We start from the raw sequence: 26,010 nt of genomic DNA, 5'->3' as shown, positions 1-26,010 counted from the left end.
GTCCCTCGTGAGCCGGCCCGGAGGGTCTCCGGCTCCACGCTCCCGCCGGGTGTCCCGCGCGGGCGGCGGCGTGGGAAGAATGGGCCCGTGAATCAGCACCCGCTCGACCCCGACGTGCAGCACTGGCTCGACATCGTCGGGATCTTCGTGTTCGCGATATCCGGTGCTCTCCTCGCCGTGCGCAAGAACTTCGACGTATTCGGAATGGCCGTACTGGCGGAAGTCACCGGGCTCGGCGGCGGCCTTTTCCGTGACGTCGTGATCGGGGCCGTGCCGCCCGCCGCCTTCACTGACGCCGGATACTTCCACGCCCCGCTGATCGCCACGGCCTTCGTCTTCTTCCTGCACCCGCACGTGGAGCGGATCAACAAGGCGATCAACGTCTTCGACGCGGCCGGCCTCGGGCTGTTCTGCGTCGCCGGCACCGTCAAGGCCCACGAGTACGGGCTGGGGCTCTTCGCCTCCGCCGTGCTCGGCCTGGCCACGGCCGCCGGGGGCGGGGTGCTGCGCGATGTGCTCGCGAACGAGGTGCCGTCGCTGCTTCGCTGGGACCGGGACCTCTACGCCGTGCCCGCCATCATCGGCGCCACCGTGACCGCCCTGCTGCTGGACGCCGGAGCGCTCAACGCCGCGACGATGGTCGGGGCCGCCGCCCTGGCATTCGTCGTGCGCCTGCTGGCGCTGCGCTTCGGGTGGCGGGCGCCGCGGGCCTGGCACCGCCGCTCCACGGTCGCGGACGCGGAGCCGGGAAGCTGACCGGCCACCCGGCGGCCCGGCCGGTGGGCGGCCACGAATGCGACTACCCGTGAGTAACTTCTCCGTGTACGGTGCTCATATGTCCGACACCATCTCCGAAGCCACCCTGAGCGAGTTCGACCGCGACACCTCCGTACGGCAGCGTGAGCCCGGTGTCCACGACACGGACCTCTCCCAGGGCTGGGCCATCGGCCACGCCCTCAACGGCGGCTATCTGCTGGCGACCCTCGGCCGGGCCCTCGGCGAGACGCTGCCGCACCCCGATCCGTTTACCATCACGGCGCACTACCTGTCGGCCACCACGCACGGGCCTGCCGTCATCCGCAGCGAGGTCGTCCGCACCGGGCGCACTCTCTCCACCGGCACGGCCGGACTCTTCCAGACCGGCGCCGACGGCCGTGAGGTCGAGCGCATCCGCGTCCTCGCCTCCTACGGGGACCTGGACACCGTCACCGGCGACGTCCGTACGAGCGCCGAGCCGCCCGCGATGCCGCCCCCCGGGCAGTGCTTCAGCGCCCGGGACAACCCGGCGGGCCCGGACGCCGGTCCCGAAATGGGCAAGCGCCTGGACCTGCGGCTCGATCCCGCCACATGCGGCTGGGCCGTGGGGGCGCCGAGCGGCCGCGGCGAGATGCGCGCCTGGCTCGGACTGGCCGACGCCCGTGACCCGGACCCGATGTCGCTGCTCATGGCGGTGGACGCGCTGCCGCCGACCGCGTTCGAGATGGGCCTGAGCGGCTGGGTGCCGACCGTGGAGCTCACCGTCCATGTCCGGGCCCGCCCGGCGCCCGGGCTGCTGCGCGTCTCCGTCACCACCGTCAACCTCGCGGGGGGCTTCCTGGAGGAGGACGTGGAGGTCTGGGACAGCGCGGACCGCCTCGTCGCCCAGTCCCGGCAGCTGGCACGGGCGAAGGTGGGCTGACTTCCGGACGGCTTCCGGGGACGGATGCGGGATCCGGGACGCACGGGGCCCAGCGCACCAGTTGGCCGCTGCCCGCGCCCGCGGCGCCGCCCGCGCCCGTTCCCGTCCCGTTCCTCCCCGCGTGCCTGCCTGTCCGGCTGTTGCGGCGCCGGGATCGATAGGGCCCGCCTATGCGGGGCATCGATTTTTGGTCGTGGACCCCCTGCTGTGTGCGCCGGTTCACTGTGGCGCACAGTCAGCGCGACGCCGTACGGGCCTGGTGTCGCGCGATCAGGGAGGTTGCAATGACGCAGACCCCGGACGGCGCCGCGGACGATGCACGGGGAGCACCGGGCACCCGCGCCGCGCCGGCGCCGTGGTACCGGCAGCTGTACATACAGGTGCTCGTGGCGATCGTCCTCGGCATCGTGCTGGGCTGGCGGTGGCCGGACCTCGCCGAGTCCATGGAGCCCATCGGCGCGACGTTCATCACCGCGATGAAGATGCTGATCGGTCCGATCGTCTTCCTGACGATCATCGGCGGCATCGCCGGGGTCGCGAATCTGAAGAAGGTCGGTCTCACGGGCATCAAGGCGCTGGCCTACTTCCAGGTCGGCACGATCGTCGCCATGCTGACGGGGCTCGTGGCGATCAACCTCTTCCGCCTCGGCGACGGAGTGCACGCCGACCCCTCGAAGCTGGACACCTCGGGCGAGGCGGGCCAGTACATCCGGCAGGGCGAGCACCAGCACTGGTGGGAGTTCCTCACCGGCCTGGTGCCGGAGAGCTTCTTCGGGCCCTTCGTCGAGGGCGACATCCTCCAGATCATCTTCCTGGCCGTGATCTTCGGCATCGCGCTCAAGTCGGTGGGCAAGGCGGGCGAGCAGGTCATCGCGACCGTCAACCGGCTCACCGAGATCGTGTTCAAGGTGCTGGGCTTCGTGATGATGGCCGCTCCGCTGGGCGCGTTCGGCGCGATGGCCTTCGCCATCGGGAAGTTCGGCCTGTCCACGCTGACCAGCCTCGGTTCGCTGATCGTCCTCTTCTATGTCACGTCGATCCTGTTCGTCGTGGTCGTCCTGGGCGGAGTGCTGGCCGCGTACGTGCGGCTGAACATCTTCCAGCTCTTCCGCTACTTCAAGGAGGAGCTCCTGCTCGTCCTGGGAACGTCCACGGCCGAGCCCGCGCTGCCGGGTCTGATGCGGAAACTGCAGTTCATGGGGGTCGAACGTTCCACGGTCGGCCTTGTCGTGCCGACCGGCTACAGCTTCAACCTCGACGGCGCGTCCATCTACCTGTCCCTGGGCACGCTGTACATCGCCCAGGCCACCGACACCCCCTTGTCCGTCACCCAGCAGCTCGGCCTGCTCGCCGTCATGCTGCTGACGTCCAAGGGTGCGGCCGGTGTCGCCGGGGGCGGATTCATCGCCCTCACCGCGACCTTGTCGACGGTCGGCAGCGTTCCCGCCGCGGGAATCATGCTCATCTTCGGGATCGACAAGTTCATGTCGGAGTGCCGTGCCCTGGTCAACTTCTGCGGCAACGCCGTCGCCACGCTGTTCATCGCCAAGTGGGAGCGGGGGCTGGACCTGGCCAGGGCGCGCGAGGTGCTGGCGGGCCGGGCCGGGTCCCCGCCGGTCCGGGCGGCAGGGGACCGGGAGGACCGGGAAGCAGAGACGGACGGAGACACGGTCGGAGACGGGCACGGGGACTCCTCCTCGGCGGACCGTCCCGAAGCCGGAGCGGACGCGGGCGTCAAGGCGGGCGCGAAGGCCGGCGGCTCCGCGGATGTGGCGAAGTGACGTCCTGACGGGGGAGAGCCCTGCGGTCGTTCCCGCGACGAGCGCAGGGCTTGTGCGCGCCCGGCCGGTGAGGGCCGCCCGTCGCGGCACGCGGACGGTTCGCGGTGGGCCGGCGAGGGGCCCGGGGACCGCGGAGGCCGACGAACAGCTGAACGGACCGGCTGCCGCCGGGTGACTAGGCTGCGCCTGTCGATCCAGGTCAAGACCGGGAGGCGCCGTGGACGCGCGGCAGCTCGAGTACTTCCTCGCCATCGTCGAGCACGGCGGCTTCAGCAAGGCGGCGGCCGCGCTGCACGTGGCGCAGCCGTCGCTCTCCCAGGCCATGGCCAACCTTGAAGCCGATCTCGGGGTGGCCATCTTCCACCGGGTGGGGCGAGGCGTCGTCCTCAGCGAGGCCGGTACGGAGCTGCTGGAGCCCAGCCGGCGCGTGCTGCGGGACCTGGCGGCCGTGCGTGACACCGCCGCCGCCCTCGCCGGTCTGCACGGCGGGACCGTCGAGGTGGCCACCATGCCGTCGCCGGGGATCGAGCCGTTGACCACTCTCGTCCAGCGGTTCGCCGAGCTGCACCCGTCCGTGACGGTGTCCACGCAGGCCGCCTTCACGCCCGACGAGGTGGTCTCGCTGGTCCGCAGCGGCGCCTGCGAACTGGGGCTGCTGGGCTCGGCCAGCCCCGTCAACCCGTCCGGCCTGGACGTGCTGAACGTCGAGGACCAGCCGTTCGTGGTGGTCGCCGCGCCCGGCGGTCCCGTCGAGGACGACGTCGCGCTCTCCCCTCACGATCTCGCCGGCCAGAAGCTCATCGCGTCCCGGACGGGCAGCCTCATGCGCAGCATCGTCGACGACATCACCGCGGGCGGCACGGGGACCGAGATCGTGACCGTCGTCGACCACCGGACCTCGATCCTGCCCCTCGTCCTCACCGGGGTGGGGGTCGCCGTGCTGCCTTCCGCCTGGACGCGGCTGGCGCGCCGTTGCGGTGCCGTCGTCGCACCGATCGAGCCCACCGCGCATCTCCATGTGGCGATGGTGAGCCTTCCGGCTCATCTCACTCCGGCCGCGCGTGCCTTCCTCTCCCTCACCGGATCCCTGGCCGCGCACCGGGCCCGGCCCCCGTCGCGGGAGGGCTGAGGCCGGACCCATCGGCGGTGCCTATGGCTCGCATCGAAAGCAGGTCTTGGACGTGCCGTGAACCTGGTGTGTTGACTCGGAGCCCGGAAGCGTCGAGGACGCCGGGGTCCGCCCGCCCGTTCCACTGCACCGTTGACCGCCCACATCTGCCATGCGCCGGAGGCACCGATGAGCACACCCCGCACGTTCCGCATAGCCGCCGTCCCCGCCGACGGAGTGGGCAAGGAGGTCGTCGCCGCAGGACGTGCGGTCCTGGACGCCCTGGCCGAGGGCTCCCGGGGCTCGGCGGACGCCTTCGCCTTCGACTGGGAGGAGTTCCCGTGGGGCTGCGGGTACTACGAGCGGACGGGCGAGATGATCGACGCCGGCGGTCTGGAGCGCCTCAAGGATTTCGACGCCATCTACTTCGGCGCCGTCGGCTGGCCCACCGTCCCCGATCACATCAGTCTCTGGGGACTGCGTCTGAAGATCTGCCAGACCTTCGACCAGTGGGCCAACGTGCGTCCGATGCAGTTCCTGCCCGGCGTGCAGAGTCCGCTGCGCAAGGCCGACGACACCCACCTCGACTGGGTCGTCATACGGGAGAACAGCGAGGGAGAGTACGCCGGTCTCGGCGGCCGCAACTTCTCCGGGCGCGGTCAGGGCAGTGAAGTGGCGGTCCAGTCGGCCCTGTTCACCGAGGTGGGCTGCGAACGCATCATGCGTTTCGCCTTCGACCTCGCGCGCACGCGGGACCGGCGGAAGGTCTCGTCCGTGACCAAGAGCAACGCACAGCAGTACGGCATGGTCCTGTGGGACGACGTCTTCAAGCGTGTCTCCGCCGACTACCCGGACGTGGAGACCGAGAGCGTTCTCGTCGACGCCATGTCAGCGAAGTTCGTCCTCCAGCCGGAGGACCTCTCCGTCGTCGTCGCCTCCAACCTCAACGCCGACATCCTCTCCGACCTCGGCAGCGCCCTGTCGGGCAGCCTGGGCCTGGCCGCCAGCGCGAATCTCAACCCCGAGCGCCGCTTCCCCAGCATGTTCGAGCCCGTACACGGCTCCGCCCCGGACATCGCCGGACAGGGCCTCGCCAATCCGATCGGCGCGGTCGGCAGCGGTGCGCTGATGCTGGACCACTTCGGGCTTCCGGAGCAGGCGGCCCGTCTGCGGAAGGCGATCGAGACCACCACGGCCGCGGGGATCCTCACCCGCGATGTCGGCGGCAGCGCCTCCACGGAGGAGGTCACCAAGGCACTGATCGACGCGCTGAGTTCGTGACGGTCGGAGCGTGTGGGCAGGGCCGCTCTAGGTCACATGACCCCGCCGGGGCGGTGTGACCGGGTGGCCGGGCGGCGGTCTCCGGGTGGGCATCGAGCGGGAGCCGGTCAACCGTTCAACTCCATGCCCGGTCAACCCCTCGACGTCGTCCGGCAGTTGGTCAGAGCTCGCCTCGACGCACCTTGTCCCGATGGGTCCGGCGTGTCAGCCGCCTGGTCACCCTCCGGGCCAGATGCACAAGGAGGCCGGTTCTGAGGGAGTCGAGGATCAGCAGGGCGAGAGCGGAGAGGGCGATGCGCTCCCAGAACGTGCCGACTGCGAAGGAACCCGCGGCGCAGAGCACGCCGCTGGTGCCGAGGGCGAGCCTGTCCCAGCGGTCGAGGGGGCGTCGGTCGCACAGCTTGTCGATCTCGGCCGTGCGGCGGTCCGCCCACTCCCGCAGGTGGGCGCGCCGGTCCCTCTCGGACTCCGGAGTGGCGGCCAACTGCAGCTCCAAGCGGCGCCGTTCGCCCTCCAGACGCTCCATCTCCTCGTACGGGGTCTCCCAGGGCACCCTGTCCTCCTTGCCTTGCCGGGCGGTGGCCGAAGACCTGGAGCCGGCCGCGTACTTCGTCGTCGGACCGGACCCGGCCATCGAACCGAACCGGATGGTCAGCCTTGCGGAAATGGCAGCGCACGAGCGCCGGACCGGCCGGAATGAGACCCAACTCACCGCGGACAGCAGGCCGCAGGAACCCGCGGAGCACCCGCCTGCCTGAATGCCGGGTGTCCGAATGCAGCCTTGCCTCGCCGGACGAGCTCGGACACTGTCATGGAGCACCGCGATACGCACGGTGACCGAGCCGCATCGGAGACCCCATGCTGCGGATGCACTTCACGGCCGACGACATCGCGCGTGTCCGTGTCGCCGCGATGCCCGACCACCTCTGGGAGATCGCCAACAGCTTCCAGACGCTGATCCGGGACGACGACGTGCTGGCGTTCGGCGACTGGCGGCGACTGGTCCGGCCGCGGCTGAGCCCGGCGGACAGTCTGCTCACGGCGCTCCTGCCGTCGCGCGGCTATTCGCCGGACTTCCTCACGCCCGGTTCCGGCGGTTCGGACCTGGAGAGCGCCGTCGACACCGTGCTCAGCACACCCAGGACCGCCCTGCGTGACGACCTCGCGGTGCTCGCCGCCTCCCCGGCGCGGGGCCGGCGGCCGTTACCGGCGGGCGCCCGCGCTCTGGCCGAGGGCGAACGCGAGGCCCTGCGCCGGCTCGGCTCCGCCCTGCACGCCTATCACCGGCGTGCGCTCATGCCGTTCCTCCCTCAGGTCCGGGCGCAGGTGGACGCCGACCGGGCGGTGCGTGCACGGGCGGCCCTGGAGGGAGGCACGCAGGAACTCCTGGCCAGTTTCCGCCCGTTGCTGCGCTGGAAGCCGCCCGTGCTGGAGGCCGACTATCCCGTCGAACGCGAACTGCGGCTCGGGGGACGCGGGTTGGTGCTTCAGCCGTCGTTCTTCTGCTCGCGGAGTCCCGTCATGCTCGCCAGCCCGTCCCCCGAACTGACCCCCGTCCTCGTCTATCCCATCCAGCACACCCTCGGCTGGGCCCGGGGAAGGAGCGCCACCGAACGGGACGCCGGTCTGGCCGCTCTGCTCGGCCGTACCCGGGCCGCGATCCTGGAGGACGTCGTGACGGGCCGTACGACCGGTGAACTCGCGCGGAGGTTCGGCATCTCGGACGCGGCGGTGAGTCAGCACACCGCCGTGCTGCGCGGTGCGGGCCTGCTGCTGAGCGTGCGCCGGAGCCGGCACATGCTGCACACCATCACCCCGGCGGGGCTCGCCCTGCTCGACGACCGCTGAGCGCGCAGGACGTTTAAGCCACGGCTTCAACGTCTGGCGGCACCGCGAGGTCCGACGCCAGCCTGTCAGCACGGAAACGGTCCGCATTCGTCACGCGGGGCCCGATTTCCGCCATCACAGGGGGGATTCACGGAATGCGCAAGAGACGTTCCATCCATGCCGTCATCGGGCTGGCCTGCCTGCTGTCGGCCGTGTTCGCCACGACCGCACCGGCCCAGGCAGCCTCTTCGGAGAACGCCCACAAGAAGGACGCCGGGCAGGTCCTGACGGTGCCCGCGTCGCCGCCGGCGGCAGCTTCCGTGCCGCAGGGCTCAGGGGGAGAGTCGGCGCTCCCGGCCGGATCCGTGCTCGCGGAGCCACCGACGACCTGGCCGAAAGCCAACAAGATCGTGCACGTGCCGTTGGGCGGCAGCCTCACATGCGACAGCGGGAACCTGTGCGTCGCTGCCTACGACCCCACGAGGGGGGACGTGGCGGTCTTCTTCCTCTACTACTGCGAGACCTACGCGCTGTCCAACTTCGTGGGGTCGGGTTCCTACCGCAACTCCCAGACCGGCGGCGCCGTAGCGCACTTCTACGGCAGGACCGGCAACCATCTGCTGGCCGTCGGTCCCGGTGAAGGCGACTCGGACTACGACTGGACGCCCGTGTGGAGCATCCGTAACTGCTGAGCCCGTTCCACGCGGGGGCGCCGGTCGGACCGCCGTCCGACCGGCGCCGGCCGGCTCCTGCCGGTGACGACGGTGCTGCCGCCCCACGGGGGAGGGCGGCAGCCCGGACGGCGAACGGCTGAGCGGCGTCCTGACCGGCACCACTCAGCGTCTGCTGCCTGCCCGGCGGCCCGGCCTCACTTCAGGTGCCGGGCGAAGAACCGGTTCCCGTCCTCCAATTCGAACCACGGCGTGCCGGTGTGCCCGCCCGGATTGGCGTGCAGCGTCTTCTCCTTGGCGCCGAAGGCGCCGAACAGGTCCAGTGCCCGCTGCCGGGGGTTCCCTTCGTCGTCCCATTGCAGGAGGAACAGCAGCGGAATGCTGACCTGCCGGGCCTCCTCGCGCTGGGTGCGGGGCACGTAACCCCCGGCGAAGAAGCCGGCGGCCGCGATGCGCGGCTCTACCACCGCCAGCCGAATGCCGACGGCGGTCCACCCCGAGTACCCGACCCGGCCGCTGATCCCGGGCAGCGGAAGGAGGGCGTCCAGGGTCGTCCGCCATTCCGGGACCGCCTTCTCGACCAGAGGGCCGATGAAGGACTCGAAGATCTCGTCGACGGGCTCGCCGGCCGCCATCGCTCGGCGGAGGTGGGCGCGGACCTGCTCGTCGGCGGCGGAACGGGGACGGTCGCCGCACCCGGGAGTGTCGATGGCGGCCACCGCGTAGCCGAACGCCGCGGACTGCCGGGCCCGCGCCACCAGCCGCGAAGCCCCTTTGGGCAGGCCGTTGTTGTGGGCCATCAGGATCAGCGGGGCCGGTGCGGCGGATTCAGGCGTCCACAGGGTGCCGGGGATCTCGCCGAGAACGAATTCGCGTTCGAGGACGCCGTCGTCGTGGCGCTGTTCGGAAGTGAATCGCATGGTCGTGCCTTTCGGGAGTGCTCCTGAACGGCGCTCCCGGACGACCTATCGCCCGACCGTGACCCCGGAGGGGAGCACCCATGTCGATACTGCGTTCACGGGTACCACCTCCTCGTCCTCTCGCACGGCCGCCGGAAAGCTAGCAGCGGTCGCAACGGCCCGCCAACGGGTTTTTGCGCAGGCTCCGCGGCCGGTTGCCGCCTCACGGCACAGGACCCGGTCCAAGGCGGTGTCCTGTGTGGTGAGGCGGATGTTTCGAGGGACCGACGCAAGACAGCGCAGCGCATCCACGGCGTGGGACCATCCGGGCGCAGGACACATACGGCCCGCCGGTGGAGGTGATCGCGGATGCGGATCGAGGACAAGGTCGCCATCGTGACCGGCGCTGCCGTGGGCAGCGGCCAGGCCATCGCCGAACGGCTCGCCGACGAGGGCGCGGCCGTGGCACTGGTCGACATCGCGGCGCGGGAGGGCGAGGAGACACTGCGCCGCATCCGTGACCGGGGCGGGAAAGGGGTGTTCCGCCAGGCCGATCTGACCGATGCCGCCGAGGTCGGGGCCGCGGTGGACTTCGCCGTTGAGACATTCGGCGGCGTGGACATCCTGGTCAACAATGCGGGCGGCGGCGGCCACATCCCGCCGCACTTCCCCGACGCGACCCCGGCGCAGTGGGGCGCCCTCCTCGACCTGAACCTGCGCATGCCCCTGCTCGCCACCCAGTTGGTCCTGGGCACCATGAGCAGGCGCGGCAGCGGAGCCGTCGTCAACATCGGCTCCACGGCGGGGCTGGGCACCGGCTACCACCAGTCCGTGGAGTACGCCGCAGCCAAGGCGGGCCTGATTCGGGCCAGCACCTCGCTCGTACACCTGCGGCGCACACACTCCGTACGCGTCAACTGCGTCGTGCCCGACTGGATCGAAACGGACCGTGCGCGGCGGGAGTTGGCTGCCATGAGCGAGCAAGAGCGGGCAGCGCAGCCGCCGCTCGTACCGCTGAGGGAACTGTGCGACCACGTCGTCGCGCTCATCACGGACGACGCCGCGGTCGGCAGAGCGATCGTGCTCGATCGCGGCCATCCGCCGCGCGTACTCAACGACGATCCGGACCAGGGCCGAGGCGAGGGCTGAGACGGTGTCCTATGAGGTGAGACGGATGTATCGCCTGCAGCAGCACAGGGCTGCGGGGAGACCGAGAAAGGCCAGGTGGTTGCGGGAGTTGCGCTCGTAGCGGGGGGCTGAGCCTGCGGTAACCCGACAGCCACGAGGTATGTCCTGGGTTCCGCCGCCCTGCGGTCGCACCTTGGACTGCGGGATCAGCGGCTCCGCGATCTCACACAGACCGTCCGGAACAATCCAACCCCATGTACCCCGGCCCATGTTGAGCCGAACGACCGCTTCACCACGGAGGACCCGGTCTAAGGGCCGCCACGTGCCGTGCTCTGGTTCCCGTCCTCGGCGTCCCCGGCCGGATTCGGCGGCGCCGGGGGCAGTTCCAGGGCGCGGGCGGAGGGAGCGGGCGGCAGCTGGGGCGCGCTCGCAGCCGGTGCGCCGGGAGCCGGAGTGTTCGGAGCGGGTGCGTCGGTGGCCGGTGCGTTCGCGCCGGCTGCGTTCGCCTGCGTGGTGAAGAACCACTTCATCCTCGGCTCCAGCACGAAGCGCAGCCCCTGCCGCACCGGCGCCGTGCAGAGAAGGGTCATGAGCCCGGCCGCGATCACGGTGATGGCGAAGCGGTCGAGCGGATGCTGCGCCCCCTCGTGCTTGAACCAGCCGAGTTCCTTGGCGTACTGGACCGGATAGACGTGCAGCACGTACGCGCAGAGCGTCCCGGCGCCCAAGGACGTGAACCACATGCGCCTGCGCGGGACCCAGGACAGGAAGCACGCCGTCATCACCAGGGCACAGCCGAACGCCGTCAGCGTCATCACCGCTCCCAGCCACGACGGGAGACCCAGGCTCTGTGCGTCCTTGTCGTGCAGGAACGGGGCTCCGGAGATGTACGGCACGGCCGCATACGACACCACCAGCGCACCGGCGGCGACCGGCACCGCGAGGATCCGCACGGCGCGGTGCCGCACCAACTCGAAGTGTTCGGGCCGCAGTCGGAGCCCCAGCACGAAGAACGGCAGGAACTGCGCCGTCCGCATCAGTCCCAGATCGTCGCTGATGCTGGGCGTCACACTCGCCGCGACCGCGATGGCCACGGCCACTGGCAGCGGCCACCGCAGGGCCCTCCACAGAGGCGTCGTCATCCGCCACAGGCACAGCGCCACCAGGAACCACAGGGCGAACGCCGGCTCCTGGTAACGGAATTCACGGTCCGGATCGTCCGCGGCCCACCGCATGAAGAACGTGAAGAGCGTCTGGAAGACGACGTACGGGACGACGAGGCCCGTCAGCAGCCTCCGGATCTGATGTGGCCGGCACTCGAAACGGCGGGAGAGATAGCCGGAGATGATGACGAACGCCGGCATGTGGAACGTGTAGAGCAGGTAGTACAGCGCCGTGGTCGAGCGGCTGCCGATCGTCAGCGGCGCCCACGCGTGCCCGACGGCGACGAGCACGATGGTCAGGTACTTGGCGTTGTCGAGATAGGGGTCGCGGGCCGGTCCGTCCCTCTCTCCCGCCTGCTCCTCCTCCACGTGGACGGGGCGATCCGCCCCGTGCGTACGGTCCACACCGTCCGCGTGGTCCGGCGCTCGGGCCGGTAACTCACGGGCAGCGGCGGCGGGTTCAGCACGCAGCGGGGGGAGCGGGGTGCGTTCGGTACCGGCCTGCAGCATCTGCCGCACGCTAGAAGCGGAGCTCGGCGTCCGGAGTTTTTCTGTACGATGCAGCGATTTCGCGAAGAGCGAGGAGAGTTGCGGGTACCTTTTGCCTTCAACGACCGGCGATCCCGCCCGCGCCGCGACGGGGATCCGCTACTGCCGCCGCGTCGCTACGCCTCCGTGACGTGCAGGAACTCCACCAGTGCGGCTGTCAGTTGGGCCGGAGCGTCCTCCTGCACCAGATGTCCGGCGCCCTCGACGAAACTGGAGCCGTGCCCCGGGGATCAGACCCGCCAGCCGGTGCGCGCGGTCGACGGGGATCCAGGTGTCGGCCGTGCCCCAGCAGACGAGCACGGGCGGCCGGATCTCGCCGTAGCGTCCCTCGATCTCGTCCGTGAAGCGCTGGTCGTTCTGGCGGATCTGCCGGTAGAAGGCGCTCTGGCCCGCCTCGCCCAGCCACGGAGCCACCAGCCCGTCCAGCACACGGGGGGCCAGTCCGTGCGCGCTCGCCGAGCGGATGTACTCGCGCACCAGCGCCTCGTGCAGCGCGGGCGGCAACTGGCCGAACACCTCTGCCTGTTCGCCCAGCAGCCGGTAGGCCGGGGATCCCCAGGGGGCCAGGGCGACCGGGTCGACGAGCGCGAGACGGCCGTACTCGGCGCCGTGCAGCAGATGTGCCCGCAGAGCGACACAGCCGCCGAAGTCATGGGCCAGCACCGCGGGCCGCTGTGCCCCCGCGGTCGACAGGCCCCAGTGGCCGAGCAGTTCGGCGAAGATCAGGCCCTGCGCGGCGAGCGACACGTCCTGGCCCTCGTACTTCGCGGAGGTGCCGTAGCCCGGCATGTCCCACACATGGACGCGGAACGTCTGCGCCAGCGCGCGGGCGACGGCGCGCCACGTGTACGACGACCACGGCGTTCCGTGCAGCAGCACGACAGGGGGCCCGTCCGCGGGGCCGAGCCGGCCCCACCGCACGGCGCCGGACGAGCTCTCGTATGTGCGGTCCAGGGCCGAGGCCCAGCCGCCGGCCTCACCGGCGTCGCGTTCCGTCATCCGCACAGTCTCCGCAAGGCGGGACGGACATGCACGGCATTTGCGGACTGCCGTGATGGCGGACGGTAACTGCTTGGACCCGCATGGTTATTGCCGGTCGGCGTGGATCCGCTGCGTGATGAATCGCGGCCGCTCGATCGGATACCCGGCATCCGAGAAATACAGGGCCGGCCGAGAGAAAGCGAGAAGGTTGTGACCTACGCAGTGAAGAGCACGCTCCCGGACGCCGACCTGAAGACCGTCGGCGAAGCCCTTCAGGGTGAGCTCGTGGACCTGGTCGATCTCTCCCTGGTCGCGAAGCAGATCCACTGGAATGTGATCGGCCCCCGTTTCCGGTCCATCCATCTCCAGCTCGACGACGTGGTCGCCACCGCGCGTTCGTACTCGGACACCGTTGCCGAACGGGCGTCCGCGCTCGGTCTGCCCCCGGACGGCCGTTCCTCGACCGTCGCGGCGACGAGCGCGATAGAGCGGGTGGCGGAGGGCTGGCAGAAGGACACCGACGCGGTACGGACGATGGTGAAGGCCCTGGAGGCGACCATAGGCGGCGCCCGCGAGCGGATGCGTTCGGTGGGCGAACCGGACCCCGTGACGGAGGACATCTTCATACAGCTCACTGCCGATCTCGAGAAGCACCACTGGATGTTCCAGGCCGAGAACGGCAGTTGAGGAGGACGTCCGGGGTGGCTCCGGGTCCCGTCGGCCCGGACGTGATGAGGGTTCCCCGGGCATGAGAGGCTCCGGTCGCCGCGGAACGGCGGCCGGAGCCGGTCTGCGGGACCTGCGGGAGGCGGTCTGCGGGGAGCCGGCCCGGGGAGAGCGCCGCGTCAGACCGTGGCACCCCCGAGCAGTACCCCCGCCAGCGTGCCCAGCAGCATGAACGGACCGAACGGCACAGCGGTCCTCCACCTCGCCCGCCTGCCCATTACCAGCACCAGTCCGTAGCCGGCGGCGAGCAGGAAGCCGAGGAACGTCCCCGCGAAGAGGACGTCCCAGCCGTACCAGCCCAGGGCGAGGCCGAGAGCGGCGGCGAGCTTCACGTCGCCGAAGCCCATCCCGCGGGGATTGAGCAGGAACAGCACGAAGTAGGCGGCGGCGAGGACGGCCCCGCCGAGCAGCGCGCCCGTCCACTCGCCGCCTGCGTGTGGCGCCAGTGCCGCGAGGCCGAGCAGGGCGGCGGTCGCCCCGGCCAGCGGCAACGTCAGTATGTCCGGGAGCCGTTGGGCCCGGACGTCGACGGCGGCGAGCAGCAGTCCGAAGGGAGCGGCCAGCAGCCAGACGGCCAACTCCGGCCGCGGGCCCACGAAAAGAGCGAGCGCCGCGCAGACCGACGCGCAGACGACGGTGAACGGCCGGGCGGAGACGCCGAAGGACCGCGAGACCTCGTGCGGTGCCGCGGCCACTCCTGGGCCACTGCTCTCCGCGACCGCCGCCACCGCCGCCGGCGGGCACGACCGGCAGCGCGCGCGGCCGAGCCACCCGCGTGCGGCGCCGGTGAGCTCATGCCCCGCCGGGCATGCTCCGCGCCACGGCGCCTCCGGCGGCACCGCCAACCGGTAGACGGCGCGCGGCAGAAGAGAGCCCGCGGCAGCGCCGTACGCCGCCGCGCACATCGTCAGCAGCGGGACGAGTACGGGCATCGGCGTCCACCCCCTGAATCGGACAGTGCGGTCACCCGGAGCGCAGCAGGTGTCAACTACGGGTTGACGCTCTCCAACGTGTCAACCTAAGGTTGCCACATGACGGATTCCATTCCCATGGCCGGTCGGGTACGGCTCGACGACCTGATCGAGGCCATCAAGAACGTCCACTCCGACGCACTCGACCAGCTCTCGGACGCCGTGCTCGCCGCCGATCACCTCGGTGACGTCGCGGACCACCTCATCGGCCACTTCGTGGACCAGGCCCGCCGCTCGGGTGCGTCCTGGACGGACATCGGCAAGAGCATGGGCGTCACGCGGCAGGCGGCCCAGAAGCGCTTCGTGCCCAAGGCCCCCGTGCCGGGTGAGAGCGCCGATCTCGACCCCTCGCAGGGCTTCGGCCGCTTCACCCCGCGGGCACGGAGCGTCGTGGTGTGCTCCCAGAGCGAGGCGCGGCGTGCGGGCAACACAGAGATCACACCCGGCCACCTGATTCTCGGCCTGCTGCGCGAACCGGAGGGAATCGGCGCAAAGGCCATCGTCGCGCGAGGGGTGTCCCTCGAAGCCGTCCGGGAGGCGGTGACCGGGACGCTGCCGGAGGGCGCCGAAGAGGTGCCGGAGCTCATCCCCTTCGACGCGCGGGCCAAGAAGGCGCTGGAGCTCACCTTCCGGGAGGCGCTGCGACTGGGCCACAACTTCGTCGGTACGGAACACATCCTCCTCGCGCTCCTGGAACTCGAGGACGGGGACGGGACGCTCACCGGCCTGGGTGTCGACAAGGCGGCCGCCGAGGCCGAGGTCACCGCCGCGCTGGAGGCCGCTGCCGGAGGCTGACGAGCGTGGCCCGCCCCGGACTCAGTACGCGGGCGGCGGCCCGAACGTGCCGCCGGGGGCGCCGTCGCCACCGCCCTGGGACGGCGGCGCCGAGGGCGGCGGCCCTGCCGGAGGCGGCGGCGTCCCGGGAGGTTGGCCCGGTGGCGTCGCGGCGGCGGGCCCGCTCGGCGGTGGGCCGGCGGGCTGAGCCGGGGGATAGGCATACGCGGCGCCCGCGGGGCCCGTCCCCGCAGGACCAGGGCCCGCGGGGACGGGCCCCGGCTGCTGCGGGACGTACGGCTGGGCGTGTGCCTGCATCGGGGGCTGTCCCGGAGCCTGGGCGGGGAACGCTCCGAACGGCGGCGCTCCGCCCGCGACCGGCGCGGGCCCGGGCTGTGCCGGGACGCCGGGGCGCAGCGCCAGCACGATCAGCGTCACCGCTCCGGCCAGCGTGATCAGAATCTCCAAGCGCCCGAGGAGGACCACGACCGGCGCCGCGTGGCCCAGCTCGAAGAAGCCGTTCTGGATGTATCCCCACAGGACCGTGACGGCCTGCGGCAGCAGCACGATCGCGAGGCCCAGGGAGAAGCCGCGGGCGGAGACAGCGCGGAGCATGGCCACCACGCAGGCGGCGCCGCCCACGAAGATCAGCGTGAGCCAGTCCCAGCCCGGGGACACGTCGAGCAGCGTGAAGACGGTGCCCCGGCCGGTGAAGAGGCGGAACCAGTAGTCGGCGCCCGCCGTGGCGAACGCGTGGATGCTCCAGCCGACGCTGAAGATCAGCAGCACGGCGAAGAAGACCGCCGCCACGAGCGCGTGCACTCCGGTCGGGCGCTGCGGGCACTCGCTCGGCAGCAGCGGCTCCGGAGGCTGCAGGGGTTGCGGAGGCTGCGGCGGCATCCCTTGCCCGAACGGCTGGCCGTACGGCTGCCCGTATGCCTGCGCGGGAGTTCCGTACGGCTGTGCCGTCCGAGCCGGCTGCCCCGTCCACTGCCGGATGCCTGCCATCAGCACGATCGCGAGCGGCAGGCAGAACAGCACGACCCCGATGCAGCTCGACCATGCCGCGTCCAGCGAGGGGTCGTCGTAGAAGCCCTGGAGCGCGTAGTACGCCGACGTCTCCGAGTGCAGGCCCGCATGCCAGATCACGGGCAGCCGCCAGGCGAGGGTCAGCACCGTGGTGACGGCGAGGAGACCGCCGGCCGACCAGGCTCCGGTGAGGGCGGCGAAGGACGCGGCGATCTGGAGGAGGCCGAGACCGACGTCGTCGGCGGTGGTGGCGGGGATGTCCGTCAGCCCGGCCGCAGTCGGCCCGAGCGCCCCCGTCCACACCTTCCAGGTGTCGGCGAAGTCGAGTTCGAGGAAGTCCCTCAGCACCCAGATCCATGTGTGCAGCGCGAAGAGGAGACAGAAGATCCCCCCGGTGATCCGCGCGCCCTTGCCCAGCACCCGCACCTGTGGCATCGCGCCACCCCCCTGCCCCTGTTCTCCTGTGACCCAGCGCCCACGTGGAATACCGCCGCACACAGGGGTGTTGTGACGGACTGTGTCCCGGCTCGTCGCCCCCGGTAGCGGTGCTGGAACAGTAACAGTCAGGCGGGTGCGGGCCGATGCCGCCCGCGGCGGCCACCCGCCTTCCCGCCGCACGCAGGTGCCCACCCACGTACGTAGAATCGAGGAATCATGGCTCGCTCCGCCTACCTCGATCACGCCGCCACGACGCCCATGTTCCCCGAGGCGGTCGAGGCGATGACCGCCCAACTCGCCGTCACCGGCAACGCCTCGTCACTGCACGGGTCCGGCCGCCGCGCTCGGCGCACCGTCGAGGAGGCCAGAGAGGCGCTGGCGGCGTCACTCGGCGCGCGGCCCAGCGAGGTCGTCTTCACGGCGGGCGGGACGGAGGCCGACAACCTCGCGGTCAAGGGCCTGTACTGGTCGCGCAGGGACGCCGACCCGGCCCGTACGCGCATCCTGGCCAGTCCCGTCGAGCATCACGCGGTCCTGGACACGGTCCACTGGCTCGCCGATCACGAGGGCGCTGACCTGGAGTGGCTGCCGGTCGACGAGTACGGCCGGGTGCATCCGCGGTCGCTGCGCGACGCGATCGCGCGCGACCCCGGCAGCGTCGCTCTGGCCACCGTGATGTGGGCGAACAACGAGATCGGCACGGTCATGCCGGTCGTGGAACTCGCCGGTGCCGCCGAGGAGTTCGGCGTCCCGCTGCACGCCGACGCCGTGCAGGCGGTGGGCCAGATCGAGGTGGACTTCGCCGCGTCCGGGCTCGCCGCGCTGACGCTGACCGGCCACAAGATCGGCGGCCCGTACGGTGTCGGCGCGCTGCTGCTGCGCCGCGAGCAGACGCCCGTGCCGCTGCTGCACGGCGGCGGCCAGGAGCGCGACGTGCGCTCGGGGACGCTGGACGTGCCCGCGGTCGCCGCCTTCGCCACGGCCACCGAGCTGGCCGCCGAGCGGCGCACGGACTTCGAGCGGGACATCGGTGCCCTGCGGGACAAGCTGATCGAGCGCGTACGCACGGAGGTTCCCGATGCGGTGCTCAACGGCGACCCGGAACCGGCGGGCCGCCTCCCCGGCAACGCGCACTTCTCCTTCCCCGGCTGCGAGGGCGATTCGCTGCTGCTCCTGCTGGACGCGCAGGGCATCGAGTGCTCGACGGGTTCCGCGTGCACGGCGGGGATCGCCCAGCCGAGCCATGTGCTGCTCGCCGCGGGCGCCGATCCGGATCTCGCGCGGGGCACGCTGCGCTTCTCGCTGGGGCACACCTCCACCGAGGCGGACGTGGAGGCGCTGGCCACCGCGATCGGTCCGGCCGTCGAGCGCGCCCGCGGCGCGGGCCTCAGCTGAACCACCGCCCGCCCCTCTCCGGCCCTTCCCGGGAGGTGATTTCCCGATCACCGTCTGGACGCCCGGACCGTTGTGCCGTTGACTGAGGCACCCGACCGGTGTGCCCCGCACACCGGTCGATGAGCGGCACACTCGCGTCACGGGTGCGGCGAAGGAGAGCGCAGTGGGCGGTGAACCCCGGAATCACGCGCACGCACCGGCACGCGGAGTCGGCGCGCCGCTGCCCCCCTCCGTGCGACTCGGCTACGGGCTCGGGTCGCTGTGCACCGGGACGTTCCCCACGGTGCCCGGGCTGCTGCTGCTCTACTACCTCACCAACGTCATGGCCGTCCCCGCGGCGGTGGCCGGCCTCGCGCTCTTCCTCCCCAAGGTCTGGGACGTCCTGGTCAATCCGGTCGTCGGCGTCCTGTGCGACCGCAGCCGGCTGCGCGGCGGGCCGCGCCGCCCGTTCCTGCTGGCGGGGGCGTGCACGCTGCCGCCGCTGTTCGCGCTGCTCTTCGCGGCGCCCCCGCTGCGCGGCACGGCCGCGGCCGTCTACGTGGCGTTGCTCTTCCTCCTGGCCGCGACGTCCTACGCCGTCTTCCAGGTGCCGTACGTGGCGATGCCCGCGGAGATGACGGACGAGAGCGCCGAGCGGGGCAGACTGCTCGCCTGGCGGGTGGGTTTCCTCGGTGTGGCGATCCTGCTGTCCGGTGCGGCGGCGCCGGCCATAGCTCATGCGGGCGGTGACACCCCGGCGAGCTACCGGCTGATGGGCGTGGCCGTGGCGGCCGTGCTGGCCTTCGGGATGTTCGCGGCGTGGGCCGGGACGCGGAGGGCGCCGGCGGTCACGTACACCAAGGCCGAACCTTCCCTGCGCGCACAGCTCACCGCCGCCCGCAGCAACAAGCCGTTCCTGTATCTGGCCGGGATGTGGACGGCGCAGGCCCTGGCAATCGGCGTGATGCTGGCGGGAGTTCAGTACTTCGCCACCTACGTTCTCGGTTCGGCAGGCGCCGTCACACCGCTGTTCGTCTGCATGATCGGCCCGCTGGCCCTCGTCATGCCGCTGTGGAACCGGCTCGCGCGTGCGCGGGGCGTCAAGTACGCACAGTTCTGCGCCTCTTGGGTCTTCCTCGGCGCGACGGTCGTGCTCGTCCTCACGCCGTGGGGCGGCGCGTGGCCGGCGTACGCGACCATCGCCGCGGTCGGAGTCGCCTACGGCGGGATGCAGTTGCTGCCGCTGCGCATGCTCGCCGACAACCTGGCCGCCGACGCCGTCCGCACGGGACGCCAGCGGGCCGCGACCTTCACCGGGCTGTGGACCGCGGTGGAGACGCTTGCGTTCGCTCTCGGCGCGGGTGCCTTCGCCGCCGTCCTGGCCGTCAGCGGCTTCCGGTCCTCCGACGCGGCACACGCCGTGGAGCAGCCCGGTTCGGCGCTGACCGGAATCGTCCTCGGTATGAGCCTGCTGCCGGCCGTGCTGGCGCTCGCGAGCCTGTGGCTGCTGAACAGGTACCGGGAGGATGCCGACGAGCCGCTGACGGCCGCACCGGACGTGACCACCCCCGAGACCCAGGAGGACGAGACCGACCGTGACAGCTGAATCCGCCTCCCGCCTGCCCGAGGGCCGTCCCGCCGACGACGTGCTCGCCGAACTGAGCGCGCTGCGCGAGGCCGACGCGCCGACCCGCGGCGGCCGGACCTTCGCGTACGTCTACGACGCCGGTGTGAAGGGGCTCGACGAACTGGCTGCCGCGGCGTACTCGGCGTACGCGACCGTCAACGGCCTGGACATGACGGTCTTCCCGAGCGTCGCGCGCCTGGAGAACGACATCGTGCGCAGCGCCGCCGCCCTGCTGGGAGGGCCCGGCACGCAGGGGACCTTCACCAGCGGAGGAACGGAGAGCATCCTGCTCGCGGTCAAGACGGCACGCGACCACGCACGGGCCGTGCGGGACGTGCGCGAGCCGCGCATGGTCCTGCCGTCCACCGCCCATGCCGCGTTCCACAAGGCGGCCGCGTATCTCGGGGTGGAACCCATGGTCGTGCCCGTCGACAGGGAGACGTACAGGGCAGACGCCGCGGCGACGGCCGCCGCCATCGACGAACGGACCGTGCTGGTGGTCGCCTCCGCGCCCTCCTACGCGCACGGGGTCATCGACCCGGTCGAGGAGATCGCCGCCGCCGCCGAGGAACAGGGCGTGCTGTGCCACGTCGACGCCTGCATCGGGGGCTGGCTGCTGCCGTATCTGCGCCGCGCGGGGCGTGAAGTGCCGCCGTTCGAGCTGACGTTGCCCGGTGTCACCTCGCTCTCCGTCGACCTGCACAAGTACGGATACGCGGACAAGGGCGCGTCCGTGCTGCTCCACCGGGACGCGGAGCTGCGCAGGTACCAGTACTTCGCGCACGCGGGGTGGCCGGGCTACCCCGTCGTCAATCCGACGGTGCAGGGCACGAAGTCGGCGGGGCTGCTCGCTCAGGCGTGGGCGGTGCTCAGGCATGTCGGGGAGGACGGTTACACCGAGTTGGCACGGCAGGTCGCGGGCGCCTCGGACCGGTTGTTCGACGGACTCGGCGGGATCGAGGGCGTGCGGATACTCGGGCGGCCGGCTGCGGGGCTGGTCGCGTTCACGCTGGACGCAGCCGGAGCCGGAGCCGGAGCCGGAGCCGGAGCCGGAGGCGGAGACGCCGAGGGAGCAGGTGACGCCGGCTCCGGACCTCACGCCGCCGAGGGCGACTTGAGCCTCGTGCTGCACCTCGCCGACGAGATGCGGATACGCGGCTGGTACCTCCAGCCACAGCTGGGCTTCGACGGAATGCCGCCCAATCTGCATCTCACGCTGACCCCGGCGACCGTCGGCCAAGTGGACGCGCTGCTCGCCGACTTGGGCGAGGCGCTGACGGCCGCACGCGCTCTGACCCCTGTGCGCGTCGACCCGGAGCTGGCGCGGCTCGCCGAGACCCTGGATCCCGTGGCGATCGGACCGGAGGAGGTCGCCGCCGTGCTGGCCTTCGCCGGGCTCGGCGGCGGCGACGGCGGCGCGAGCGGCACCGGCAGGACCGGCAGCGGCGGCGCCGAAGCCGGGACCGGCGCCCGGATGGCCCCCGTGCTCGTCCTGCTGGACGCGCTCCCCGTGCCGCTCAAGGAACGTCTGCTGGCGGAGTACGTCGGGTCGATCTTCCGGATCTGACCCCCGTAGCCCTGCATGGCAATCGTCATGCGGTCCGACGCCCCTGCAACCGCCACCGCCTGAGGTGTCGTCCGGTCAGTAGACCGCACGGGGGCGCGTGCGCGACGTGAAGTACGGGACCACTCGGGGAAACGGGGCCGCGCGCGAAGACCGCAATTCCAGAGGGGAAGCATGAAGCCGTTGCATCTCAAGGGTGCGGCCGCGCTCGCCGTGGCCGCCCTGGTGGGAGTCGGGTACCAGACCGCGATGGGTGGTGAAGTCGCCCCGCAGCAGCGGGCGTCGGCGTCAGCCGCGTCCATGGACGTCTCGTACTACAGCAAGTCCCTGAGCGCCGAACTGACGGACGTCGCCGCGGTGTCGGCCGACGAGGGCTGGGCCATCGGAACCTCGCAGAAGGACGACGGCGGCGGGGACCCGGAACAGGTCCTGCTGCACCGCGCGGGGGACAAGTGGAAGCAGGCCGGACTCCCCTCGGGTGCGGAAAAGGCCTCGCTCACACAGGTCGAGGGGTCCGCCCCCGGGAACGTCTGGCTGTTCGGCCAGGAGAGCGGCGGTGACGGCAAGCCGCTCGCGTTCCGCTGGGACGGCGAGCAGTGGCAGTCGGTGGACGCCCCGCCCTCCGGAAATTCGTGGGGCAAGCGGTCGGCGGCGGTCCTCGCCGCCGACGACGTGTGGGTGCTCGGCGGCGAGAGGGCCGCACACCACTGGAACGGTGAGAAGTGGACCGAGTCCCAACTCCCCGCCAACGCCGCCGCGGTGGGCGGCACCGGACCGGACGACGTGTGGGCCGTCGGATTCCGCGACACCTCCGAGGACGGCGGCGGGCCGATGAGCCAGCCCGCGGCCATGCACTGGGACGGCACGGAGTGGAAGACCACGAAGACACCCGAATACCACTTCCCCGACCCGGCGCCGCCCGAGGAGACCGCGGGTCTGGAGTCGGTCGTCGCCGTCTCCGGGGACGAGGTCTGGGCGGTGGGCAACCACACCTTCAACCACGGCGAGGGCGGCCCCGAGCCCGAGGAGGAGAACATCCTGCTGCGCTGGGACGGCGGCAAGTGGAAGGAAGCCCCGGCGAAGGCCGCGGAGAAGGCGTCCATGGAGGCGGCCTCCGACGGTGCCGGCGGGCTGGTGCTCGGCCGCTACTGGCAGATGACCGCGGACGGCGAACTCCATGAGATCGCCAAGCACAAGCCGGTGCCCGGCAGGTCGGGCAAGGTCGAAGAGGTCGACAAGAAGCAGCGCTTCTGGCCCTCGGAGACGGTCCTCGTACCCGGCACGCGGCAGGTGTGGAGCGCTGGCGTCATCGAGCTCGGCGCGTACGGCGACGCCAACTTCCGCCGTGGCGCGGTGCTGAGCTACGACGCCGGCTAGACCCGCTCCAGCCGACCGCTCCCGGCGCATCCCCGCGCGCCCGCGCGCAGGACGCCGGGAGCGGTACGGACCCTACGGGGCGGGTGGGGCCGCCGGCGGAGAGAACGAGACGATCCCCGGACCCGGCCGAAATACCGCCGACCGGCCTCTACCCAGGAGTAGTACCGAGGGTTAACGTTCGTCGCACGCTGCCGCGTCTCACCCCCCACAGGAGATCCCGGTGATCAACTCCCGTGCGTCGTCCGGAGGTTCCAGAAGAAGCCGGCTCACGAGGCTGCGCGGCGTGCTCGCCGCTGTCGCCGCTGCCGCACTCCTCGCCCCGCTCATGGGCAGCTCGCCGGCGTTCGCGGCCGGTGCCCGAGCCGGGGACGGAGCCGCGGTCAGCGCGGCGGAGGACCCGTGCGGAAGCCAGTGCCGCGACATCCTCCCCGCCGGGCAGAACGGCCACGCCAGCCTCGTGGAGATCCTCCTGCACAAGGCCGTCGGCACCCGGCCCAAGCACTCCGCGGACCAACTCGCCCCGTACGACAAGCTGTTGCACGAGTACTCGGGCCTGAGCGACGAGAAGCTCTCCGACTACTTCAACGACGCCTCCTTCGGCGTGCCCGAGGACCAGGTCGAGAGCGTGAAGAAGCCCCGTGCCGACGTCACCATCACGCGTGACAAGGCCACCGGGACGCCGCACATCAAGGGCACGACCCGTTCCGGGACGGAGTTCGGCGCCGGATACGCCGCCGGGCAGGACCGGTTGTGGCTGATCGATGTCCTGCGGCACGTCGGGCGCGGCGAGTTGTCGTCCTTCGCGGGCGGTGCGGAGGGCAACCGGCAGCTCGAGCAGAGCCTCTGGGCCACCGCCCCGTACACGGAGGACGATCTTCAGCGGCAGGTCGAGCGCATTCGCGGCTCCGGCGAGCGGGGCGCGCAGGCCTATCAGGACATCCAGGACTACGTCAGCGGGATCAACGCCTTCATCGACGACACGGTCGGTGCGCTGAACTACCCCGGCGAGTACGTCCTCACCGGCCACGGCTCGAAGATCAAGGACTTCACGGCCACGGACGTCGTCGCCATCGCATCCGTGATCGGCGCCATCTTCGGCAACGGAGGCGGCGGCGAGGTCGGCAACGCGCTGGCCAAGCTGGCCTTCGAGAAGCAGTACGGAAAGGCCGGCGGCGAGAAGGCGTACACGGCCTGGCGGGCGCAGAACGACACCGGGGCCACAACGACCGCGCACGGCAAGGAGTTTCCGTACGCGCAGTCGCCGCGGAACCCGCGAGGCGTGGCCACCCCGGAGAGCGGCTCCGTCACGGCCTTCGACCACTCGCAGAACGAGGAGGGCACCGGCTCCGCCGCGAAGAAGAAGCCGGGCAAGGGCGACGGGGTGAAGTCGAAGGGCGTGCTGCCCGGCGACCTGATCACCTCGAAGAAGGGCATGTCCAATGCCCTGCTGGTCTCGGGCAAGCACACGGCGTCCGGTAATCCCGTCGCCGTGTTCGGGCCGCAGACCGGCTACTACTCGCCGCAGATCATGATGGTGCAGGAACTCGACGGGCCGGGGCTGCGGTCACGCGGCGCCTCCTTCCCGGGGCTCAGCTTCTACGTGGAACTCGGCCGCGGTCTGGACTACTCGTGGAGCGCCACCTCCGCGAGCCAGGACATCACCGACACCTTCGCCGTCGACCTGTGCGAGGAGTCGGGAGCCGAGCCCACCACCGAGTCGCAGAGCTACATGCTGCGCGGGAAGTGCACGCCCTTCGAGAAACTCTCGAAGCACAACGAATGGAAGCCCACGCTCGCGGACGGCACGAAGGCCGGCTCGTACGACGTGGTGAGTCTGCGCTCGGCCTACGGTCTGGTCAGCCACACGGGCAAGGTGGACGGCAAGCCCGTCGCCTTCACCGCGCTGCGCTCGACCTACCACCACGACGCCGACTCCGTGATCGGCTTCCAGAAGTTCAACGACCCGTCCGCCATCACCTCGGCGCGCAGCTTCCAGCGGGCCGCGCAGGACATCGGCTACACCTTCAACTGGTTCTACGCGGACACTCACCACACCGCGTACTACAACTCCGGTGACAACCCCGTCCGTTCGAAGAACACCGACCCGGACCAGCCGATACGGGCGGACAAGTCGTACGAGTGGAAGGACTGGGACGCGGAGGCCAACACCTCCGCCGTCACGCCGCCCGCCGAGCATCCGCAGTCCGTCGACCAGGGCTACTTCGTCAACTGGAACAACAAGCAGGCCAGGGGCTACTCCGCCGGCTGGGCCAACGGCCCCGTGCACAGGGGCGATCTGCTCGACAGCCGGGTCGCGGCGCTCGTGAAGGACGGCTCCGTGACGCGTGCGAAGCTCGTCCAGGCGATGGAGGAGGCCGCGGCCGTCGACCTGCGCGCGGAGAAGGTGCTGCCCGAACTCCTCGACGTCATCGGCTCGTCCGAGGTCACCGACCCCGAACTCGCCGACACGGTGAAGCAGTTGCGCGACTGGAAGGAGTCGGGGTCGCAGCGCCGCGAGGCCGCGAAGGACGACGGCAAGTACGAACACGCCGAAGCCGCAAGGGTGCTGGACGCCTGGTGGCCGCTGCTGGTGGAGGGCCAGTTCAAGCCCGCACTCGGTGACGAGCTGTACAAGTCGCTCACGTCGCTCGCGCCGATCAACGAGTCACCCTCCGGCGGCCAGAACGGCGGCGGCGACTCCGGCGGCGGAGTGGGCGCGAGCCAGCCGCACAAGGGCTCGTCGCTCCAGACGGGCTGGTGGTCCTTCGTCCAGAAGGACCTGCGGAGCGTGCAGGGCGAGGACGTCGGCTCACCCCTCGACAGGCCGTACTGCGGGGGCGGTTCGCTGGAGAAGTGCCGGACGATGCTCCTGACGACGCTGTCCGAGGCGGCCGCGACCCCCGCCGAGAAGACGTACCCGGGGGACGACGAGTGCGAGCCCGGCGATCAGGTGTGCGCCGACTCGATCGTGCACCGGGCCATGGGCGGCATCACCGTACCGCGGATCGCCTGGCAGAACCGGCCCACCTATCAGCAGGTCGTGGAGTTCCCCGCCCGCCGCTGA

General features: G+C 71.3%; 21 protein-coding genes and 2 pseudogenes. 16 read left to right on the top strand and 7 right to left on the bottom strand.

Annotated elements, in window-relative coordinates; all coding sequences use genetic code 11:
- Nucleotides 1–87: 87 nt before the first annotated feature.
- The 5 genes from G4Z16_RS08595 to G4Z16_RS08575 all read left to right on the top strand — a co-directional run bounded on the left by G4Z16_RS08595 (nt 88) and on the right by G4Z16_RS08575 (nt 5,848).
- The gene (locus G4Z16_RS08595) at nt 88–756 is read left to right on the top strand and encodes a trimeric intracellular cation channel family protein (RefSeq protein ID WP_246530745.1); all 669 of its coding nucleotides are present in this window, start codon (nt 88–90) and stop codon (nt 754–756) included.
- Nucleotides 757–835: 79 nt separating this feature from the next.
- Nucleotides 836–1,678 carry a thioesterase family protein gene (locus tag G4Z16_RS08590; protein ID WP_246530744.1) on the top strand — a complete coding sequence of 281 codons (843 nt, stop codon included), beginning with the start codon at nt 836–838 and terminating at the stop codon, nt 1,676–1,678.
- 284 nt (nt 1,679–1,962) lie between these two features.
- Nucleotides 1,963–3,459: a C4-dicarboxylate transporter DctA gene (gene dctA / locus G4Z16_RS08585; RefSeq protein WP_197350240.1), complete on the top strand. Its 1,497-nt coding sequence runs from the start codon at nt 1,963–1,965 to the stop codon at nt 3,457–3,459.
- A gap of 217 nt (nt 3,460–3,676) precedes the next feature.
- On the top strand, nt 3,677–4,588 hold the full coding sequence (locus G4Z16_RS08580) for a LysR family transcriptional regulator (protein ID WP_197350238.1): 912 nt from the start codon (nt 3,677–3,679) through the stop codon (nt 4,586–4,588).
- Nucleotides 4,589–4,756: 168 nt separating this feature from the next.
- The gene (locus G4Z16_RS08575) at nt 4,757–5,848 is read left to right on the top strand and encodes a tartrate dehydrogenase (RefSeq protein WP_197350237.1); all 1,092 of its coding nucleotides are present in this window, start codon (nt 4,757–4,759) and stop codon (nt 5,846–5,848) included.
- Between the two features lie 160 nt (nt 5,849–6,008).
- Here G4Z16_RS08575 and G4Z16_RS08570 read toward each other — a convergent pair whose 3' ends face one another.
- On the bottom strand, nt 6,009–6,401 hold the full coding sequence (locus G4Z16_RS08570; protein WP_197350235.1) for a hypothetical protein: 393 nt from the start codon (nt 6,399–6,401) through the stop codon (nt 6,009–6,011).
- A 25-nt stretch (nt 6,402–6,426) separates the two neighbouring features.
- Here G4Z16_RS08570 and G4Z16_RS08565 point away from each other — a divergent pair, with 25 nt between their 5' ends.
- The 3 genes from G4Z16_RS08565 (at nt 6,427) to G4Z16_RS08555 (ending at nt 8,367) form a co-directional block, all read left to right on the top strand.
- Nucleotides 6,427–6,606: a hypothetical protein gene (locus tag G4Z16_RS08565; protein ID WP_197350233.1), complete on the top strand. Its 180-nt coding sequence runs from the start codon at nt 6,427–6,429 to the stop codon at nt 6,604–6,606.
- A 100-nt stretch (nt 6,607–6,706) separates the two neighbouring features.
- Entirely contained in the window at nt 6,707–7,696 is a 990-nt protein-coding gene (locus tag G4Z16_RS08560) for an ArsR/SmtB family transcription factor (RefSeq protein ID WP_197350231.1), read from the top strand.
- 134 nt (nt 7,697–7,830) lie between these two features.
- On the top strand, nt 7,831–8,367 hold the full coding sequence (locus G4Z16_RS08555; protein WP_197350230.1) for a hypothetical protein: 537 nt from the start codon (nt 7,831–7,833) through the stop codon (nt 8,365–8,367).
- A 176-nt stretch (nt 8,368–8,543) separates the two neighbouring features.
- On the opposite strand, the gene G4Z16_RS08550 is transcribed toward G4Z16_RS08555, so the two are convergent.
- Nucleotides 8,544–9,266 (bottom strand): dienelactone hydrolase family protein, encoded by a 723-nt coding sequence (locus G4Z16_RS08550; protein WP_197350228.1) that lies wholly within the window; start codon nt 9,264–9,266, stop codon nt 8,544–8,546.
- A gap of 348 nt (nt 9,267–9,614) precedes the next feature.
- Here G4Z16_RS08550 and G4Z16_RS08545 point away from each other — a divergent pair, with 348 nt between their 5' ends.
- Nucleotides 9,615–10,394: an SDR family NAD(P)-dependent oxidoreductase gene (locus G4Z16_RS08545; RefSeq protein WP_197350226.1), complete on the top strand. Its 780-nt coding sequence runs from the start codon at nt 9,615–9,617 to the stop codon at nt 10,392–10,394.
- Nucleotides 10,395–10,403: 9 nt separating this feature from the next.
- On the opposite strand, the pseudogene G4Z16_RS33235 reads toward G4Z16_RS08545, so the two are convergent.
- The 3 genes and pseudogenes from G4Z16_RS33235 to G4Z16_RS08530 all read right to left on the bottom strand — a co-directional run.
- Nucleotides 10,404–10,530, bottom strand: a pseudogene (locus G4Z16_RS33235) (IS5/IS1182 family transposase); the annotation flags it as partial.
- Between the two features lie 151 nt (nt 10,531–10,681).
- On the bottom strand, nt 10,682–12,046 hold the full coding sequence (locus G4Z16_RS08535; RefSeq protein WP_197350224.1) for an acyltransferase family protein: 1,365 nt from the start codon (nt 12,044–12,046) through the stop codon (nt 10,682–10,684).
- A gap of 155 nt (nt 12,047–12,201) precedes the next feature.
- A pseudogene (locus G4Z16_RS08530) lies at nt 12,202–13,084 on the bottom strand (alpha/beta fold hydrolase).
- A gap of 192 nt (nt 13,085–13,276) precedes the next feature.
- Here G4Z16_RS08530 and G4Z16_RS08525 point away from each other — a divergent pair.
- Nucleotides 13,277–13,753: a Dps family protein gene (locus G4Z16_RS08525; protein WP_197350222.1), complete on the top strand. Its 477-nt coding sequence runs from the start codon at nt 13,277–13,279 to the stop codon at nt 13,751–13,753.
- Nucleotides 13,754–13,911: 158 nt separating this feature from the next.
- On the opposite strand, the gene G4Z16_RS08520 is transcribed toward G4Z16_RS08525, so the two are convergent.
- Entirely contained in the window at nt 13,912–14,724 is an 813-nt protein-coding gene (locus G4Z16_RS08520; RefSeq protein WP_197350220.1) for a prepilin peptidase, read from the bottom strand.
- Between the two features lie 99 nt (nt 14,725–14,823).
- On the opposite strand from G4Z16_RS08520, the gene G4Z16_RS08515 reads away from it, so the two are divergent.
- On the top strand, nt 14,824–15,558 hold the full coding sequence (locus G4Z16_RS08515; RefSeq protein ID WP_197350218.1) for a Clp protease N-terminal domain-containing protein: 735 nt from the start codon (nt 14,824–14,826) through the stop codon (nt 15,556–15,558).
- Between the two features lie 21 nt (nt 15,559–15,579).
- Here G4Z16_RS08515 and G4Z16_RS08510 read toward each other — a convergent pair whose 3' ends face one another.
- A complete protein-coding gene (locus tag G4Z16_RS08510; RefSeq protein WP_197350216.1) occupies nt 15,580–17,001 on the bottom strand; it encodes a hypothetical protein in 1,422 nt (473 codons plus the stop codon).
- A 219-nt stretch (nt 17,002–17,220) separates the two neighbouring features.
- Between G4Z16_RS08510 and G4Z16_RS08505 the strand changes: the two genes are divergently transcribed.
- From G4Z16_RS08505 to G4Z16_RS08485, 5 genes are all read left to right on the top strand, one after another.
- Nucleotides 17,221–18,399, top strand: a complete 1,179-nt coding sequence (locus tag G4Z16_RS08505; RefSeq protein WP_197350214.1) for a cysteine desulfurase family protein — start codon at nt 17,221–17,223, stop codon at nt 18,397–18,399.
- 163 nt (nt 18,400–18,562) lie between these two features.
- Nucleotides 18,563–19,984: an MFS transporter gene (locus tag G4Z16_RS08500; RefSeq protein ID WP_197350212.1), complete on the top strand. Its 1,422-nt coding sequence runs from the start codon at nt 18,563–18,565 to the stop codon at nt 19,982–19,984.
- Entirely contained in the window at nt 19,974–21,572 is a 1,599-nt protein-coding gene (locus G4Z16_RS08495) for a pyridoxal phosphate-dependent decarboxylase family protein (RefSeq protein WP_197350211.1), read from the top strand. Before G4Z16_RS08500 ends, G4Z16_RS08495 begins: the two co-directional genes overlap by 11 nt.
- Nucleotides 21,573–21,743: 171 nt before the next feature.
- Entirely contained in the window at nt 21,744–22,946 is a 1,203-nt protein-coding gene (locus G4Z16_RS08490) for a beta propeller repeat protein (RefSeq protein WP_197350209.1), read from the top strand.
- A gap of 325 nt (nt 22,947–23,271) precedes the next feature.
- A complete protein-coding gene (locus G4Z16_RS08485; protein ID WP_197354256.1) occupies nt 23,272–26,010 on the top strand; it encodes a penicillin acylase family protein in 2,739 nt (912 codons plus the stop codon).

Origin of the sequence: Streptomyces bathyalis (assembly GCF_015910445.1) — a bacterium.
Taxonomy (GTDB): Bacteria; Actinomycetota; Actinomycetes; order Streptomycetales; family Streptomycetaceae; genus Streptomyces; species Streptomyces bathyalis.
This window is presented reverse-complemented; position numbering and strand designations above follow the sequence as displayed.

Coding starts and splice junctions, on each gene's coding strand:
- G4Z16_RS08545 (WP_197350226.1), top strand. CDS start 9,615: ATGCGGATCGAGGACAAGGTCGCCATCGTGACCGGCGCTGCCGTGGGC.
- G4Z16_RS08520 (WP_197350220.1), bottom strand. CDS start 14,724: ATGCCCGTACTCGTCCCGCTGCTGACGATGTGCGCGGCGGCGTACGGC.
- G4Z16_RS08515 (WP_197350218.1), top strand. CDS start 14,824: ATGACGGATTCCATTCCCATGGCCGGTCGGGTACGGCTCGACGACCTG.
- G4Z16_RS08575 (WP_197350237.1), top strand. CDS start 4,757: ATGAGCACACCCCGCACGTTCCGCATAGCCGCCGTCCCCGCCGACGGA.
- G4Z16_RS08555 (WP_197350230.1), top strand. CDS start 7,831: ATGCGCAAGAGACGTTCCATCCATGCCGTCATCGGGCTGGCCTGCCTG.
- G4Z16_RS08590 (WP_246530744.1), top strand. CDS start 836: ATGTCCGACACCATCTCCGAAGCCACCCTGAGCGAGTTCGACCGCGAC.
- G4Z16_RS08485 (WP_197354256.1), top strand. CDS start 23,272: ATGGGCAGCTCGCCGGCGTTCGCGGCCGGTGCCCGAGCCGGGGACGGA.
- G4Z16_RS08490 (WP_197350209.1), top strand. CDS start 21,744: ATGAAGCCGTTGCATCTCAAGGGTGCGGCCGCGCTCGCCGTGGCCGCC.
- G4Z16_RS08510 (WP_197350216.1), bottom strand. CDS start 17,001: ATGCCACAGGTGCGGGTGCTGGGCAAGGGCGCGCGGATCACCGGGGGG.
- G4Z16_RS08535 (WP_197350224.1), bottom strand. CDS start 12,046: ATGCTGCAGGCCGGTACCGAACGCACCCCGCTCCCCCCGCTGCGTGCT.
- G4Z16_RS08560 (WP_197350231.1), top strand. CDS start 6,707: ATGCTGCGGATGCACTTCACGGCCGACGACATCGCGCGTGTCCGTGTC.
- dctA (WP_197350240.1), top strand. CDS start 1,963: ATGACGCAGACCCCGGACGGCGCCGCGGACGATGCACGGGGAGCACCG.
- G4Z16_RS08550 (WP_197350228.1), bottom strand. CDS start 9,266: ATGCGATTCACTTCCGAACAGCGCCACGACGACGGCGTCCTCGAACGC.
- G4Z16_RS08505 (WP_197350214.1), top strand. CDS start 17,221: ATGGCTCGCTCCGCCTACCTCGATCACGCCGCCACGACGCCCATGTTC.